Origin of the sequence: Zavarzinia marina (assembly GCF_021568905.1) — a bacterium.
Lineage (GTDB): Bacteria > Pseudomonadota > Alphaproteobacteria > Zavarziniales > Zavarziniaceae > Zavarzinia > Zavarzinia marina.
In genome coordinates this window covers 141792-156629 of sequence record NZ_JAKGSB010000005.1, presented here as the reverse complement: position 1 = coordinate 156629, position 14838 = coordinate 141792, and the positions used below count along the sequence as shown (strand labels likewise).

General features: G+C 66.6%; 17 protein-coding genes. 6 read left to right on the top strand and 11 right to left on the bottom strand.

All coding sequences use genetic code 11. The annotated features are described in order from the left end of the window. Positions 1-125: 125 nt before the first annotated feature. The gene (gene secB, locus L2U69_RS14370; protein WP_236107812.1) at positions 126-629 is read left to right on the top strand and encodes a protein-export chaperone SecB; all 504 of its coding nucleotides are present in this window, start codon (positions 126-128) and stop codon (positions 627-629) included. A gap of 24 nt (positions 630-653) precedes the next feature. Here the strand turns inward: secB and dnaQ are convergent, their stop codons facing one another. Genes dnaQ through L2U69_RS14350 form a run of 4 tightly spaced genes read right to left on the bottom strand, consistent with a single transcriptional unit; the run spans position 654 to position 3442 of the window. Beyond that, positions 654-1322, bottom strand: a complete 669-nt coding sequence (gene dnaQ / locus L2U69_RS14365) for a DNA polymerase III subunit epsilon (RefSeq protein WP_236107811.1) — start codon at positions 1320-1322, stop codon at positions 654-656. Further along, positions 1322-1978 carry a dephospho-CoA kinase gene (coaE, locus tag L2U69_RS14360; protein WP_236107810.1) on the bottom strand — a complete coding sequence of 219 codons (657 nt, stop codon included), beginning with the start codon at positions 1976-1978 and terminating at the stop codon, positions 1322-1324. The genes dnaQ and coaE overlap by 1 nt, the downstream gene beginning before the upstream one ends. After that, entirely contained in the window at positions 1965-2801 is an 837-nt protein-coding gene (locus L2U69_RS14355; protein WP_236107809.1) for a shikimate dehydrogenase, read from the bottom strand. The genes coaE and L2U69_RS14355 overlap by 14 nt, the downstream gene beginning before the upstream one ends. Next, entirely contained in the window at positions 2798-3442 is a 645-nt protein-coding gene (locus tag L2U69_RS14350; protein ID WP_236107808.1) for a Maf family protein, read from the bottom strand. Before L2U69_RS14350 ends, L2U69_RS14355 begins: the two co-directional genes overlap by 4 nt. A gap of 60 nt (positions 3443-3502) precedes the next feature. On the opposite strand from L2U69_RS14350, the gene L2U69_RS14345 reads away from it, so the two are divergent. Next, a complete protein-coding gene (locus L2U69_RS14345; protein WP_236107807.1) occupies positions 3503-4594 on the top strand; it encodes a hypothetical protein in 1092 nt (363 codons plus the stop codon). Positions 4595-4613: 19 nt separating this feature from the next. Here the strand turns inward: L2U69_RS14345 and L2U69_RS14340 are convergent, their stop codons facing one another. After that, entirely contained in the window at positions 4614-5522 is a 909-nt protein-coding gene (locus tag L2U69_RS14340) for a pyruvate, water dikinase regulatory protein (RefSeq protein WP_236107806.1), read from the bottom strand. Between the two features lie 270 nt (positions 5523-5792). On the opposite strand from L2U69_RS14340, the gene hemE reads away from it, so the two are divergent. From hemE to rho, 4 genes are all read left to right on the top strand, one after another. Beyond that, positions 5793-6845, top strand: a complete 1053-nt coding sequence (gene hemE, locus L2U69_RS14335; RefSeq protein WP_236107805.1) for a uroporphyrinogen decarboxylase — start codon at positions 5793-5795, stop codon at positions 6843-6845. Further along, positions 6833-7813, top strand: a complete 981-nt coding sequence (hemH, locus tag L2U69_RS14330; RefSeq protein ID WP_329605406.1) for a ferrochelatase — start codon at positions 6833-6835, stop codon at positions 7811-7813. The genes hemE and hemH overlap by 13 nt, the downstream gene beginning before the upstream one ends. A 50-nt stretch (positions 7814-7863) precedes the next feature. After that, on the top strand, positions 7864-8307 hold the full coding sequence (gene hemJ, locus L2U69_RS14325) for a protoporphyrinogen oxidase HemJ (protein ID WP_236107803.1): 444 nt from the start codon (positions 7864-7866) through the stop codon (positions 8305-8307). A gap of 293 nt (positions 8308-8600) precedes the next feature. Further along, on the top strand, positions 8601-9857 hold the full coding sequence (gene rho / locus L2U69_RS14320) for a transcription termination factor Rho (RefSeq protein ID WP_236107802.1): 1257 nt from the start codon (positions 8601-8603) through the stop codon (positions 9855-9857). A 158-nt stretch (positions 9858-10015) separates the two neighbouring features. Here the strand turns inward: rho and L2U69_RS14315 are convergent, their stop codons facing one another. The 6 genes from L2U69_RS14315 to mnmG form a co-directional block, all read right to left on the bottom strand. Further along, complete coding sequence (locus L2U69_RS14315) at positions 10016-10294, bottom strand: type II toxin-antitoxin system RelE/ParE family toxin (protein WP_236107801.1); 279 nt, start codon at positions 10292-10294, stop codon at positions 10016-10018. Further along, complete coding sequence (gene relB / locus L2U69_RS14310) at positions 10295-10480, bottom strand: type II toxin-antitoxin system RelB family antitoxin (RefSeq protein ID WP_236107800.1); 186 nt, start codon at positions 10478-10480, stop codon at positions 10295-10297. 64 nt (positions 10481-10544) lie between these two features. Then, positions 10545-11444: a ParB/RepB/Spo0J family partition protein gene (locus L2U69_RS14305; protein ID WP_236107799.1), complete on the bottom strand. Its 900-nt coding sequence runs from the start codon at positions 11442-11444 to the stop codon at positions 10545-10547. 27 nt (positions 11445-11471) lie between these two features. Beyond that, complete coding sequence (locus L2U69_RS14300; protein WP_236107798.1) at positions 11472-12281, bottom strand: ParA family protein; 810 nt, start codon at positions 12279-12281, stop codon at positions 11472-11474. Then, positions 12274-12891 carry a 16S rRNA (guanine(527)-N(7))-methyltransferase RsmG gene (gene rsmG, locus L2U69_RS14295; protein WP_236107998.1) on the bottom strand — a complete coding sequence of 206 codons (618 nt, stop codon included), beginning with the start codon at positions 12889-12891 and terminating at the stop codon, positions 12274-12276. The genes L2U69_RS14300 and rsmG overlap by 8 nt, the downstream gene beginning before the upstream one ends. Positions 12892-12910: 19 nt before the next feature. After that, complete coding sequence (gene mnmG, locus L2U69_RS14290) at positions 12911-14761, bottom strand: tRNA uridine-5-carboxymethylaminomethyl(34) synthesis enzyme MnmG (protein WP_236107797.1); 1851 nt, start codon at positions 14759-14761, stop codon at positions 12911-12913. Positions 14762-14838 lie beyond the last annotated feature (77 nt).

Sequence of the window (14838 nt, the reverse complement as noted above, 5' to 3'; positions counted from 1 at the left end):
CCTTCCCTGGAAATAGGCGCGCGGGCGGCGGATTCCAAGGCCGGGCACCGACCCACGGGCAGGGCGCGCTTGTTCGCTTCGCGTGCCTGTGGTAGCGGAGGGGCCGCTTTTTCAGGGATCGAGCCATGACCGACACACCCACCGCCAACGGCCAGGATCAGGCGCAGGCCCAGGGCGAGCCCGTGCAGTTCTCGGTGATCGCGCAATATGTGCGCGATCTCTCGTTCGAGAATCCGGGCGCGCCCGCCAGCCTGGCGCTCAGCCAGCAGCCCAAGATCGACATCGGTGTCGACGTCCAGGCCCGCCGCCTGCCGGAAGACCGTTTCGAGGTCGAACTGCGTATCCGCGCCAATGCCGCCGATCCTGAAGGCAAGCCCGCCTTCGTGGTCGAGCTGGTCTATTCCGGCATCTTCCTGGTGAAGAACGTGCCGGCGGACGCGCTGCAGCCGCTGTGCCTGATCGAATGCCCGCGCGTGCTGTTCCCCTTCGCGCGCCGCATCATCGCCGACGTCACCCGCGACGGCGGCTTCCCGCCGCTGCTGCTCGACCCGATCGATTTCGTCGCCCTCTACCGCCAGCACCTGGCGCGCCAGCAGCAGGCGGCCCAGCAGCAGCAGGAACAGCAGTAAACACGCCCGACGGGACGGCGGGGCCTATTCCGCCGTCCAGATCGCTTCCTTGATCTCGGCGATCATGGCGGCATGGGCTTCCAGCTCTTCCGGGCTGGCGGCATGGGGCCGCGCCGGGCGGATGAGTTTATCCCGCGCCTCGACCCGGATCGAGCCGGCGCGCACCAGGGCGAAGCCCTGCTGACGCCCGCCCAGCAATTCCAGATAGACCGCCGCCAGCAATTCGCAGTCGAGGACGGCGCCGTGCTTGTCGCGGCGCGACAGGTCGATGTCGAAGCGCTTGCACAGCGCGTCCAGGCTGGCGGGCGCGCCCGGGAATTTCCGCCGCGCGATCAGCACCGTGTCGACGGCGCGTTCCATCGGGAAGCCCTCGCGCCCCAGGCGCCCCAATTCCGCGTTCAGAAAGCCGATGTCGAAGGCGGCATTGTGGATGACGAAGGGCGCATCGCCGATGAAATCGAGAAAATCGTCGGCGACATCGGCGAACAGCGGCTTGTCCGCCAGGAATTCGTCGGTGATGCCGGTGACGTTGCGCGCCCCTTCCGACATTTCGCGCTGCGGATTGACGTAGCGCTGGAAGAAGCGGCCGGTCGGGACGTGGTTCACCAGTTCGATGCAGCCGATTTCGACGATACGGTCGTCGCCGGCATATTCGAAGCCCGTGGTTTCGGTATCGAGCACGATCTCGCGCATCAGGGCAGCCTTTCCGCCTGTTTGGCCGGGGGATCGGTCAGCAGTATACGAACGATCGCCGCCACATGCTCGCGCGCGACGTCGAGACCCCGGTCGGTCGGGATGACGAAATCCGCCCTGGCGCGCTTGTGATCGTCGTGGAGCTGGCGGGCCATGATCTCGTCCAGCTTTTCCTCGGTCATGCCGGGACGTTCGAGCACGCGCTTGCGCTGAACATGTTCGGGCGCCGAGACGACGGCGACGTAGTCCGCCCGATGATGACCATTGGTCTCGAACAGCAGGGGCACGTCCATGACGACGAGGGGCGTGCCCTTCCCGATTTCCGCCACCAGGAAGTCGCGCTGCACCTCGCCGACCAGGGGGTGGATGATCGCCTCGAGCCTCTTCCAGGCCGTCGTGTCGCCGGCGAGTTCCCGGGACAGCAGGGCACGGTCGACAGCGCCGTCGCGCACGGTGCCCGGAAAGGCCTCGCCGATCGGGGCGACCGCCTTGCCCCCGACGTCATAGAGGGCGTGGACCGAGGCATCGGCGTCATAGACCGGAATGTCGAGGGCACGGAACATGCGCGCCGTCTCGCTCTTGCCCATGCCGATCGAGCCGGTCAGGGCGAGGATGATGGGACGGCCTTCCGCCAGGGATCCTTTAGGCGAGGACATGGCGGCGCAATGCCTCCGTCACTTCGGGGCGGAGGCCGAACCAAGCCTCGAAGCCCGGCACGGCCTGATGCAGCAGCATGCCGAGACCGTCGACCACCGGATTGCCGCGCGCTCTTGCCCGGGCCAGCAGGTCGGTCTCGAGCGGGGCATAGACGATATCGGTCACGACGGCACGGCGGGACAGACCGTCGAGGGGGAGATCCAGCGCCGGCTGCCCGGTCATGCCGAGACTGGTGGCATTGACCAGCAGGTCGATGTCGTCGAGATGGTCGCCGCGCTCGTCCCAGGGCATGGCCACGACATAGGGATCGAAGGCCCGGCACAGCGCATGGGCCTTGTCCGGGCTGCGGTTGGCGAGACGGATCTGGACGACGCCCGCCTCGACCAGGCCGGCGACGACGCCGCGCGCGGCCCCGCCGGCGCCGACCACCATGGCCGTCGCGCCGTCGAGGGCGAGGTCCGGCGCGCCCTGCCGCAGATTGGCGATGAAACCCGGCGCATCCGTATTGTGGCCGGTCAGCGTGCCGTCCGCTTCGACCACCACCGTGTTGACGGCGCCGATCCGGCGGGCCGTGTCGTCCACCCGGTCGACGATCGACAAGGCGTCTTCCTTGTGGGGAACCGTCAGGTTACAGCCGCGAAAGCCGAGCTTGGGCAGGGCGCGCAGCGCCGGCCCGAGATCGCCGGGCCGGACCGCGAGCGGCACATAGGCGCCGTCGATGCCGTGAAGGTCGAGCCAATAGCCGTGCAGCCGCGGCGAGCGGGAATGGCCGACGGGCCAGCCCATGACGCCGGCCAGTTTCGCCCTGCCGCTGATCGTCATGTGCCGATCGCGCCCCTGATGCGCAGATAGTCGAGCACCGCGAGCAGCGGCAGGCCGAGAATGGTGAAGTGATCGCCCTCGATCCGGTTGAAGAGCTGGATGCCCGGCCCCTCGACCTGATAGGCGCCGACGGAGGTCAGCACCGCCTCGCCCGCCGCCGCCAGATAGACATCGATGAAATCATCCGAACAGGGACGCATCTCGAGGCTGGCGCTGGCCATGTGGCGCCAGACCGGGGCCCCGTTCTCGCAGACGACGACGGCGGAGATCAACTCGTGGCGCCTGCCGCGCAGCGCCCGCAGGTGGGCCCGCGCGTGGTCCATGTCCGCCGGCTTGTCGAAGGTGACGCCGTTCACGACGAGGACCTGGTCGGCGCCGATCACCAGGGCGCCGCGATGGCGGTGCGAAACCTTGGTCGCCTTGATTTCGGCCAGCATGTCGGCCATTTCGCGGGGCGGCACACCGTCGGCCCGCATGGACGCCTTCAGTTCCGCCTCGTCGACATTGGCGGCGTCGATGCCGACGGGAACGCCCGCCGCCTCGAACATGCGCCGGCGCGTCACGCTGCCGGAGGCGAGGATCACCGCGCGCCCCGCGGGCAGGAGCGGCGTTTCGAAGCTGTGGACGGGTCGATTCGACATGGTATTTCTATGGAGTGTTTCACGGGACCTTGCAACGGGACGAGCACTGCCGAAACGGCGATGAGCGACATGACAGAAATCGGGCGCGCCGACGCCGCGCCCATTGCCGACCGGTTTAGCACGGCCCGCCACAAGCTGACCGAGTTTCTGATCGGCTATTCGCTGATCGAAAGCTATTTCGCCTTCATCCGGGCGCGCCGTCCCTATCCCTTCATGAAGCGCGAGGCGGTGGTGCCGGGCAGCGCCGTGCCGCGCAGCGAGCAGCGCCACCAGAACACGGCCTTCATCATCCTGCTGGACGAGCCGATGCCGGAGACGCTGATCAAGCATTTCCGCCTGCGCAAATCGAACCGGATCACGCCGCAGAACCTGGCGAAGATGAGTTCGGACGTGCAGATCGACACGATCACGCCCCAGATGCTCGACCTCTCCTCGCCGGAGAGCGACGACCTGCTGCGCCGCATCCTGCCGATCGACTATGCGATCCTGGGGGAGCGGCTGGCCCCCGGCACGGCGCCCCGCCTGTCCCACGTCCACGTGAAGATCGAGCGCCTGACGGACAATGCGATCCGCGAGATGGGTCTCGACCTCGGCTATGTCGAGCGCCGCCTGTTCGAGCGCGGCGAGGATTACGCCGACTCGCTCGAAGAGAAGTTCTACGAGTATTTCGGCTTTCCCAGCAACGCCTCGGGCCGGAAGTCGGCGGCCGCCATGGCGGCCCAGATGCTGGCGAAGGCGGGCACGCGGTTCTGCGTGATGCTGGCCAATCAGGACGATTGCCGCATCACCCTGCTGGACGACGGGCCGATGGTCACCCAATACATGCTGATCCGCCTGGAACCCGAGGAAGCGGCCCGCCTGCTGCGCACGGCGCGGGCCTTCGGCGCCGCCGATGCCGCGCCCTATACGCTGGTGCGGGACGAGCACAACGCCCCGATCGTGGTCTATCGCGTCGATTTCGCCCGGTCGGCGCCGGCCCGCGGCAAGCGGCGCAGCGACGGCGACCGCCTGCTGCGCCAGCCCTGGCTGGAGATCGTCGACGAATGGATCGTCAAGGTCCCGGCCACCGGCCAGGTCGAGGCGATGGAAGCCGATCCGGTGCCCGACCTGCCCGGTTTCCTGCCCTTCGCCTGGGCCCGGCCGGCGGCCTGAAGCCCCCGCGTCGGATCCGCTACATCAGATTCAGCCGGTCGTAGTAGAGATTGAGGATCGCGGCCGACGTCTCCTCGATCGAGCGGCGCGAGACGTCGATCACCGGCCAGCCATGCTTGACGAAGAGACGGCGGGCATCGGTCAGTTCCTGGCCGATCGCGTCGATGTCGACATAATCCGTGTCGCTGTTCTGGCCGAGCAGGATCATGCGGTGGCGGCGGATCTGCACCAGGCGATCGGGCGCCGTGGTCAGGCCGACCACCAGCGGCTCCGTCGCCTGGAACAATTCGGGCGGCAGCGGCACGCCCGGCACCACCGGGATATTCGCCGCCTTGATGCCGCGATTGGCGAGATAGACCGCCGTCGGCGTCTTCGAGGTGCGGGAGACGCCGACGAGGATGACATCGGCCTCGTGGAGGCCCTGGGGGTTCTGGCCGTCATCATGGGCGAGCGTGTAGTTCATCGCCTCGATCCGGCGGAAGTATTCGGCATCGAGGGCATGCTGGCGCCCGGGCAGGGCACTGGCGGGCGTGCCGAGATAGGTCGCGAGACTCTGGATCACGGGATCGAGAACATTGATGACCGGCACCTGACGGGCGAGGGCACCCTCGTCGACCGCCAGGCGCAGGTCCGTGTTCACCAGGGTGTAGAGGATGATGCCGCCGGTCGAGGACGCCATGTCGAGGGCGCGTTCGATCTGGTTGCGGGTGCGCACCATGAAGCTGACATGCAGCATGGCCGCGACATCGGGGAATTGCGACATCGCCGCCTTGGCGACGGAACTCAGGGTCTCGCCGGTCGCGTCCGAGATCAGATAGAGGTGCAGGCGCTTCACCCCCTCCGCTGTGGATAGCGGGGATTGGGTGGGCGACTCGCCCTCTTCGGCGAGCGCCGCCGCGTTCACGGTTTCGACGATCTTCTCGATCAACTGAAAACCCCCTTGAGGAAGGATTTGTCGCCAGCCTGTGGGCATGGGTTCCGCATCCGATAACGTGGGCGCGCCCGCCCGCCGTTATCCCCATAATCCCCGGAACCGCGCCGCCGTCCAACACTCGACTTCGGGGCGTTTAACCACTAGTGAAGGAGCGACACCGCCGGTTCGGCCTGGATCTGGGGAAAAACCCGTGCACCACCGGAAACCCCCGTCATCCACAGGCATCAACCATCAACCACTATCTTTTTATATATGGATATGAAATTGGCCGAGCCCCTGTCGGTAAGTGAAAAGCGCTTCCTGAAGGCCCTAGCCGGCGCACCCGTCGACAGGCCGCCGTTCTGGATCATGCGTCAGGCCGGGCGCTATCTGCCGGAATATCGCGCGGTCCGGGCGACGACCCGGGATTTCGTCTCCTTCTGCCTCGACAGCGAGAAGGCCTGCGCCGTCACCCTGCAGCCGATCGAGCGTTTCGGCATGGATGCGGCGATCCTCTTCTCCGATATCCTGATCGTGCCCCACGGCCTGGGTCAGGGCGTGCGTTTCGTCGAGGGCGAGGGTCCGCGCCTCGATCCGGTGACGACCGAGACCGGCATTGCCGCCCTCTCCATGGAAGGGTTTCACGATCGGGTCGGCGCGGTCTATGAGACGGTCCGCCTGCTTTCGAAGCGCCTGCCCGGCGATGTCGCCCTGATCGGCTTTGCCGGCGCGCCCTGGACGGTCGCCACCTATATGGTCGCGGGCCAGGGCACGCCGGAGCAGAAGCCGGCCCGGCTCTGGGCCTATCGCGATCCCGATGGCTTCCAGGCCCTGATCGACCTGATCACGGAAGCGACCATCGACTATCTCGCCGCCCAGGTCGAAGCCGGTGCCGAGGCGCTGCAGATCTTCGACACCTGGGCAGGTTCCCTGCCCGAGACGGAATTGACGCGCTGGGTGTTCGAGCCCATAGCCCGCATCCGGGCGGCGCTGAGGGCACGTTTCCCCCATGTCCCGGTGATCGGCTTCGCGAAGGGGATCGGCCCCGCCCTGCCCCAGCTGGCGCCCCGGACGGGGGTGGAGGCGGTGGGCATCGACAGTGCCGTGCCGCTGTCCTTCGTCCGCGATGAAGTGCAGCCCGGCGCCGTCGTTCAGGGCAATCTGGATCCCCTGCTGGTGGTCGCGGGCGGCAAGGCCATGCACGACCGCGTGGAGACGATCCTGAAGACCCTGGGGCCCGATCGCTTCGTCTTCAACCTCGGCCACGGCGTGGTGCCGGAAACGCCGCCCGAACATGTGGCGGCGCTGTCGAGACAGATCCGGGAGTGGCGGCCGTGAGCGGCCGTCTCGCCGTCGTCCTGTTCAATCTGGGCGGGCCGGATTCGCCGGCGGCGGTGAAGCCCTTCCTGTACAACCTGTTCTCCGATCCGGCGATCATCCGCCTGCCCCAGCCGCTGCGCTATCTGGTGGCGAAGCTGATTTCGGGCCGGCGGGCCAAGCCGGCGGGCGAGATCTATGCCCTCATGGGCGGGCGCTCGCCGATCGTGCCGGAGACGGAAGAACAGGCGGCGGCCCTGACCGCGGCCCTCGAGGGCCTGGACCTCGGCTACGAGGTGAAGGTCTTCATCGCCATGCGCTATTGGCATCCGCGCGCGGCGGATACGGCGCGGGCGGTGGCGGATTTCGCGCCGGCGCATGTGGTGCTGCTGCCGCTCTATCCCCAGTTCTCGACCACCACCACGGCGTCCTCCCTCAAGGAATGGGGCGAGGCGGCGGCCAAGGCCGGGATCACGGCACGGACCGGGACGATCGAGAGCTATCCGACGGAACCCGGCTTCGTGCAGGCCCAGGCGCTCTTGATCGCGGAGGCTCTCGATCGGGCGGGCGACGGTCCGGTGCGCCTGCTGTTCTCGGCCCATGGCCTGCCGCAGAAAGTGATCGATGCGGGCGATCCCTATCAGAAGCAGATCGAGGAGACGGCGGCGGCGGTGGTCGCGGCCCTGAACCGGCCGGGGCTGGACTGGCTGGTCTCCTATCAGAGCCGGGTCGGCCCCCTCGAATGGATCAAGCCCTATACCGAGGCGGAGATCCGCCGCGCCGGGACCGAGGGCAAGGCCCTGGTGGTGGTGCCCGTCGCCTTCGTCTCGGAACATTCCGAAACCCTGGTCGAGCTCGACATCGAATATCGCGAGTTGGCGGCCGAATCGGGCGTGCCCGCCTATGTCCGCGTGCCGGCGGTCGGTACGGCGCCGGCCTTCATCGCCGGCCTCGCCCGGCTTGTTGCCTCGGCCCTCGGCCGGGGCTAGGGTCGTCCGCGTTTCGCGTCGCGTGCCGATATCTGGGCGATGAGGATAGAATGGACTTCCTGGTCGATAATTACGCCGTCCTGAAGACGCTGCACATCATTGCCTTCACGACCTGGATGGCGGGCATGTTCTACCTGCCGCGCCTCTTCGTCTATCACGCCGACAAGCCGGTGGGATCGGATGCGTCCGAGACCTTCAAGGTCATGGAGCGCAGGCTTCTCAAGGCCATCATCAATCCCTCCATGGTGGTCACCTGGATCATGGGGCTGTGCCTGATGGTGGCGACCGATGCGCTTCACGCCGGGGGCTGGTTCCATGCCAAGCTGCTGCTCGTCGTGCTGCTCAGCGCCGTCCACGGCATGCTGGTCGGCCAGGTGCGCCGTTTCGGGCGGGACGAGCGGCCGCATTCCGGCCGGTACTACCGTATCCTGAACGAAGTGCCGACGGTGATCTTCATCGTCATCGTGCCGCTCGTGGTGCTGAAGCCGTTCTGAGGGGCGGGTAAACTTCCGTTTGACAGGGGGGCGTCATCGGCGCATGGTGCCGCGGTCCGGGCCAGCCGTGGTCCTGACCCTGGCGTGTTCAGAGCTTCCACAATTTTCGTGAGCCGCCATGATCCCGGGTCGACCGTTCACCGGCGACAGGGAATGCTTCGGACCTTTCCTTTATCCGTATCGGTCACGCCTGCGGCCCTTCTGACCCCATATCGGGCCCCGACATCGGGTTTATCCCGGTCGATGTGACGAAACGGTTTCCCGTCTCTTTCCGTGCCTACCGGTTTCCGACAATGAATCTCCAGGAACTCAAGGAAAAATCCCCGACCGAGCTTCTCGCCTATGCCGAGGAACTGGAAGTCGAGAACGCATCGACACTGCGCAAGCAGGACATGATGTTCGCAATCCTCAAGCAGCTCGCGGAAAAGGATGTCGAGATCACCGGCGGCGGCGTGCTCGAGATCCTGCAGGACGGCTTCGGTTTCCTGCGCGCGCCCGAGGCGAACTATCTGCCGGGCCCCGACGACATCTATGTCAGCCCCAGCCAGATCCGCCGCTTCGGCCTGCGCACCGGCGACACGGTGGACGGCCAGATCCGCGCGCCCAAGGACGGGGAGCGTTACTTCGCCCTGCTCAAGGTCAACACCATCAATTTCGAGGACCCGGAGGCGATCCGCCACAAGGTCCATTTCGACAATCTGACGCCGCTCTATCCGAACGAGCGCCTGAACCTCGAGCGCAACGATCCGACCGTGAAGGACCGTTCGGCCCGTGTAATCGATCTGATCTCACCGCTCGGCAAGGGACAGCGCGGTCTGATCGTGGCGCCGCCGCGCACCGGCAAGACGGTTCTGCTGCAGAACGTCGCCCACGCCATCACCGCCAATCACCCGGAAGTCTATCTGATCGTCCTCCTGATCGACGAACGCCCGGAAGAAGTGACCGACATGAGCCGTTCGGTGAAGGGCGAGGTCATCTCCTCCACCTTCGACGAGCCGGCGGTGCGTCACGTCCAGGTCGCGGAAATGGTGATCGAGAAGGCGAAGCGCCTGGTCGAGCACAAGCGCGACGTCGTCATCCTTCTCGACTCGATCACCCGCCTGGCGCGCGCCTACAACACCGTGGTGCCCTCGTCCGGCAAGGTGCTGACCGGTGGTGTCGACGCCAACGCCCTGCAGCGCCCGAAGCGCTTCTTCGGTGCCGCCCGCAACATCGAGGAAGGCGGCTCCCTGACCATCATCGCGACCGCCCTGATCGACACCGGCAGCCGCATGGACGAGGTGATCTTCGAAGAGTTCAAGGGCACCGGTAACTCGGAAATCATCCTGGACCGCAAGATCGCCGACAAGCGCACCTTCCCCGCGATCGACATCACCAAGTCCGGCACCCGCAAGGAAGAGCTGCTGGTGGACAAGGGCACGCTGTCAAAGATGTGGGTGCTGCGCCGCATCCTGATGCCCATGGGCCCGGTCGACGCCATCGAGTTCCTGCTCGACAAGCTGAAGCACACCAAGACCAACAGCGAATTCTTCGACTCGATGAATTCGTAACGCTGTCCGTTACGGCGGAAGAAAAGGCGGGTCCCGCAAGGGCCCGCCTTTTTCGTCTCCACCCATGACGGCGGCCAGGATCTTTCGTCGAGAAAGGCGCCCTGCTTATCCGGGGTCCAGGCCTTCTGCCTGGGCGACGCGGAGTTATGTTGAGGGGTCTACGGAAACAGCCGGCTGGTATGAGTAACTGCAACGATTTCCACGCGCGAGGTCGTTACCCGATAAAGTACGGCATAGCTGGGATGAGCGATGGCCTCGCGAAGCCCAACCATTCGATCGCTTTTTCTGTACATATAAGGATGTTCCGACAGTGGAAGCACGACGGACTCGATCCGATCCTTCATCCGTCGGGCGGCTGCCGGGTTGTCAGCAGCGATGTAGGTGATGATGTGGTGAAGGTCGTCCCGGGCGTCTTTGAGCCAGACGATGGGCAGCATTCACGAGTTCTTGCTGGCTTCGGCGGCAGCGATCACAGCATCCATTTCGGCCATCACGTCGTCGTGAGCGATCGGTGGATGGGGATTGGCAAGCGCAGCCTCTACCTTGGCCGACAGCCAAAGCGCATAGTCCCGTTCCTGTTCGTCGGTTTCGAATTCCGAAACCAGGGGGGAATTTCCAGCCATGCAGCTTTCATCTCCTTCAAGAGGAGTATGGGGTGCGTGAGGTCAGGCCGCAAGAACCGGCGTATCAATCCTCCACCCGGCTGAGCTTGCCGCAGATGCGGTCCAGCTCGTCGAGGGTGTGGTAGCGGATGGTGATGCTGCCGCCGGCGTCGCCCTTGTGGGCGATGGCGACCGGCAGGCCGATGGCGGCGGAGAGATTGCCTTCCAGTTCCATCGTGTCGGCATCCTTGGCGCCGCCACCCTGCCCGCCCGATGGCGCCGCGTTGGGATTCTTGGCCTTCTTGGCCAGGTCTTCCATCTGGCGCACGGTCAGGCCCTGTTCGACGGCACGCTGGGCCAGGGCCGGGGCATCGGCCAGACCGATCAGGGCGCGGGCGTGACCGGCCGAGAGATCGCCCCTGTCGACCAGATCCTTCACCGCCGCCGGCAGGGAGAGCAGGCGGAGCATATTGGCGATATGGCTGCGCGACTTGCCGACGATCTGGGCGATGGCGTCCTGGGTATGGCCGAAATCCTCGATCAGGCGCTGATAGCCCAAGGCTTCCTCGATCGCGGTCAGGTCGGCGCGCTGGATGTTCTCGACCAGGGCGACTTCCATCACCTCGACGTCGGTGAAGTCCTTGACCACCACCGGCACCTGGTGGAGCCGGGCACTCTGGGCCGCGCGCCAGCGCCGCTCGCCGGCGATGATCTCGTAGCGCTCGGGGCCCAGGCGGCGCACCAGGATCGGCTGGAGGATGCCGTGGGACTTGATCGAGGCGACGAGGTCTTCCAGGGCCTCGGGCGTGAAGCGCTTGCGTGGCTGGTTCGGATTGGCCTGGAGCTGTTCGATCGGCAGTTCGCGCAGGCCCCGGGGCTTTTCGCCGGGTGCCGCACCCGGCGGCGGGGTCACGGCCTCGCGCACTTCACCCATCAAGGCGGAAAGGCCGCGTCCCAGGCCCTTCTTGCGGCTGTCGTCTGCCATCGAATATTCGGTCCTTCAGAGAATGGGTCAGGCGGCGCCGGCGTGCGGCTCTTCCCGGCGCAGCATTTCGCTGGCGAGGCGGATATAGGCCTGGCTGCCGGCACAACGGTGGTCGTAGACCAGGGCCGGCTGGCCGTGGCTGGGCGCCTCGGAAATCCGTACATTGCGGGGGATGACGGTGTTGTAGACCTTGTTGCCCAGGAAGTTGCGCACGTCGGCAGCCACCTGGTCCGACAGGTTGTTGCGGTTGTCGTACATGGTGAGCACCACGCCCTGGATCTCCAGATCCGGGTTGAGGCCGCCGCGCACCTGATCGATGGTGCGCAGCAGGAGGCTCAACCCCTCCAGCGCGAAGAATTCGCATTGCAGGGGCACGAGCACCGAATCCGCCGCGACCATGGCATTCAGGGTCAGAAGGTTCAGGGACGGCGGGCAATCGATCAGGACATAGTGGAAGCGCCCGGCGATGGAGGGTGCCGCCAGCGCATCCTTGAGCCGGAAGGCGCGGCGCTCCTGATCCACCAGTTCCAGTTCGGCGCCCGAAAGATCGATGGTGGAGGGCACCAGGGCCAGATTGGGAATGGCGGTGTCGACCAGGGCTTCGGCCAGGCTGGCCTCCCCCATCAGGGCGTCGTAGGAGGTGACGTCCCGCGCGGACCGATCGATCCCGACGCCGGTGGAGGCATTGCCCTGGGGATCGAGGTCGAGGATCAGCACCTTGCGGCCGACGGCGGCGAGCGCGGTGCCGAGGTTGATCGCCGTCGTGGTCTTGCCCACGCCACCCTTCTGATTGGCGACGGCGATGATACGCACGTCCGCGTGCCTGGCATCAGTCATGGTCTGTCACTCTGATCCGGAAGATGGTGGCGGCGGGGTCGGTGCGACTGGGGTGCCGCGTGACCTCCAGTTTGGAGACTGCGGCGGCCTTGGTCAATTCGGCCTCGGCCTCCTTGCCCTTGGGGAAAATGTGAATCGTGTGGGCAGATTGGTGCGGGGCGGCCCAGGCGAGCAATTTTTCCAGGGGTGCGAGGGCACGGGCGGTAATCACGTCGGCATCGAGCGGCGGCAGGGTTTCGATGCGCGAGGCATGGATGGTGACGTCGGCGCCGCTGATTCGCGCCGCTTCGCGCAGGAAGGCGCATTTCCGCTGGTCGCTTTCGACCAGATGGACCTCCCCCGCCCCCATGATGGAAAGAACGAGACCCGGGAAGCCGGCGCCGGAGCCGAGATCGACGATGCGGCGGGGACGCCCCGGGGGCACTTCCGGCAGGAGGGGCAGGAGCTGTGTGGAATCCAGCATGTGGCGGCGCCAGAGATCGGCCATGGTGGCGGGGCCGACCAGATTGATCTTGGGCTGCCACTTGATCAGCAGGGCGGCATAGGCGGCGAGGCGGGCCAATGTTTCACGTGAAACAGCGGACTCGGCCGCGAAGGCGTCGCGGCTCATGACGCGCGGCTCGGCCATATCAGGCCACCCGCTTCTTCACATGGGCGAGAAGTGCGGTGAGGGCGGCGGGTGTGACGCCGGAAATGCGGGAGGCGGCCCCCAGGGTCGGCGGGCGGGTGGCTTCCAGTTTCAGGCGGACTTCGGCCGAAAGTCCGCCGATACCGCGATAATCGATGTCGGCCGGCAGGCTCAGCCCCTCGTCCCGGCGGAAGGCGCGGATGTCGGCTTCCACCCGGTCGAGATAGCCGGCATAGAGCGCTTCGATCTCCACCTGTTCGGCGACGTCGGGGCGGAGGCCGGCGAGGCCGGGCCAGTGGCCGGCGACGCGATCCAGGGTGACGCCCGGCAGGCGCATGAGGTCGAGGAGCGAGCGGCGCTGACCATCCTGATTGACCGGCAGGCCCAGGGCCTGGGCTTCGTTCGGGGTGATGCGGGTCTCCCGGGCGTGGGTCAGGGCGGCATCGACCAGGACACGCTTTTCGGCGAATGCCCCTGCCCGCTCGCTTCCGACGCAGCCGAAGGCCATGCCCTTTTCGGTCAGGCGGCGGTCGGCATTGTCGGCGCGCAGCACCAGGCGATATTCGGCCCGGCTGGTGAACATGCGATAGGGCTCCCGCGTGCCCTTGGTCACCAGATCGTCGATCAGCACGCCGATATAGGCATCGGCCCGGTCCAGCATGACGCCCTGCCCGCCGCCGGCGGCCCGCGCCGCGTTCAGCCCGGCCATCAGGCCCTGGGCCGCCGCTTCCTCGTAACCCGTGGTGCCGTTGATCTGGCCGGCGAAATAGAGGCCGGGGCAGCGCCGCGTCTCGAGGGTGTGGGTCAACTCGCGCGGGTCGACATAGTCGTATTCGATGGCATAGCCGGGACGCAGCATCACGGCCCGCTCCAGCCCCGGAATGGTCGTCAGCAGATCCGCCTGCACGTCGCGCGGCAGAGAGGTGGAAATGCCGTTGGGATAGACCGTGTCGTCGTCCAGGCCTTCCGGCTCGAGGAAGATCTGGTGGCGCTCCTTCTCGGCGAAGCGCACCACCTTGTCCTCGATGGAGGGGCAATAGCGCGGGCCCGTGCTCTCGATCTGGCCCGAATACATGGGCGCGCGATGCAGGTTGTCGCGGATCAAGGCGTGACCGGCTTCGCTCGTATAAGTGATGCCGCAGGCGATCTGGGGCGTGTCGATCGTCTTGGTCAGGAAGGAGAAGGGCTGGGGCGGATCGTCGCCCGCCTGACTTTCCAGGGATGCCCAATCGATGGTCCGTCCGTCGAGGCGCGGCGGCGTGCCGGTCTTCAGGCGGCCCAGGGCGAAGCCGATCCGGGACAGGGTCGCGGACAGGCCGAGGCTCGGCGCCTCCCCCGCCCGGCCCGCCGGGATCTTCTCCTCGCCGATATGGATCAGGCCGCGCAGGAAGGTGCCGGTGGTCAGCACCACGGCGCCGGCCGCGATCTCCCGTCCGTCGGCCAGCACGACGCCGGCGGCACGGCCGTCGCGGAGGATCAGATCCTCGGCGGCGGCAGCGAGGATGGTGAGATTATCCTGCTCGGCCAGGAGGTTCTGGACCGCGCGGCGATAGAGCTTGCGATCGGCCTGGGCCCGGGGGCCGCGCACGGCCGGACCTTTCGACTGGTTCAGCACGCGGAACTGGATGCCGCCCCGGTCGATGGCCCTGGCCATGATGCCGTCCAGGGCATCGATCTCCCGCACCAGATGGCCCTTGGCCAGGCCGCCGATGGCGGGATTGCAGGACATTTCGCCGATCGTGTCGGCCCGGTGGGTCAGCAGAAGGGTGCGCGCGCCGAAGCGCGCGGCGGCTGCCGCGGCTTCGCAGCCCGCATGGCCGCCACCGATCACGATCACGTCGAATGTGTTCATGGCCGGCACTTTACGGAAGGCGCCGGGACAGTCAAATGACGAGTCGTGGGAGCCCGCATGTTTCACGTGAAACAGTC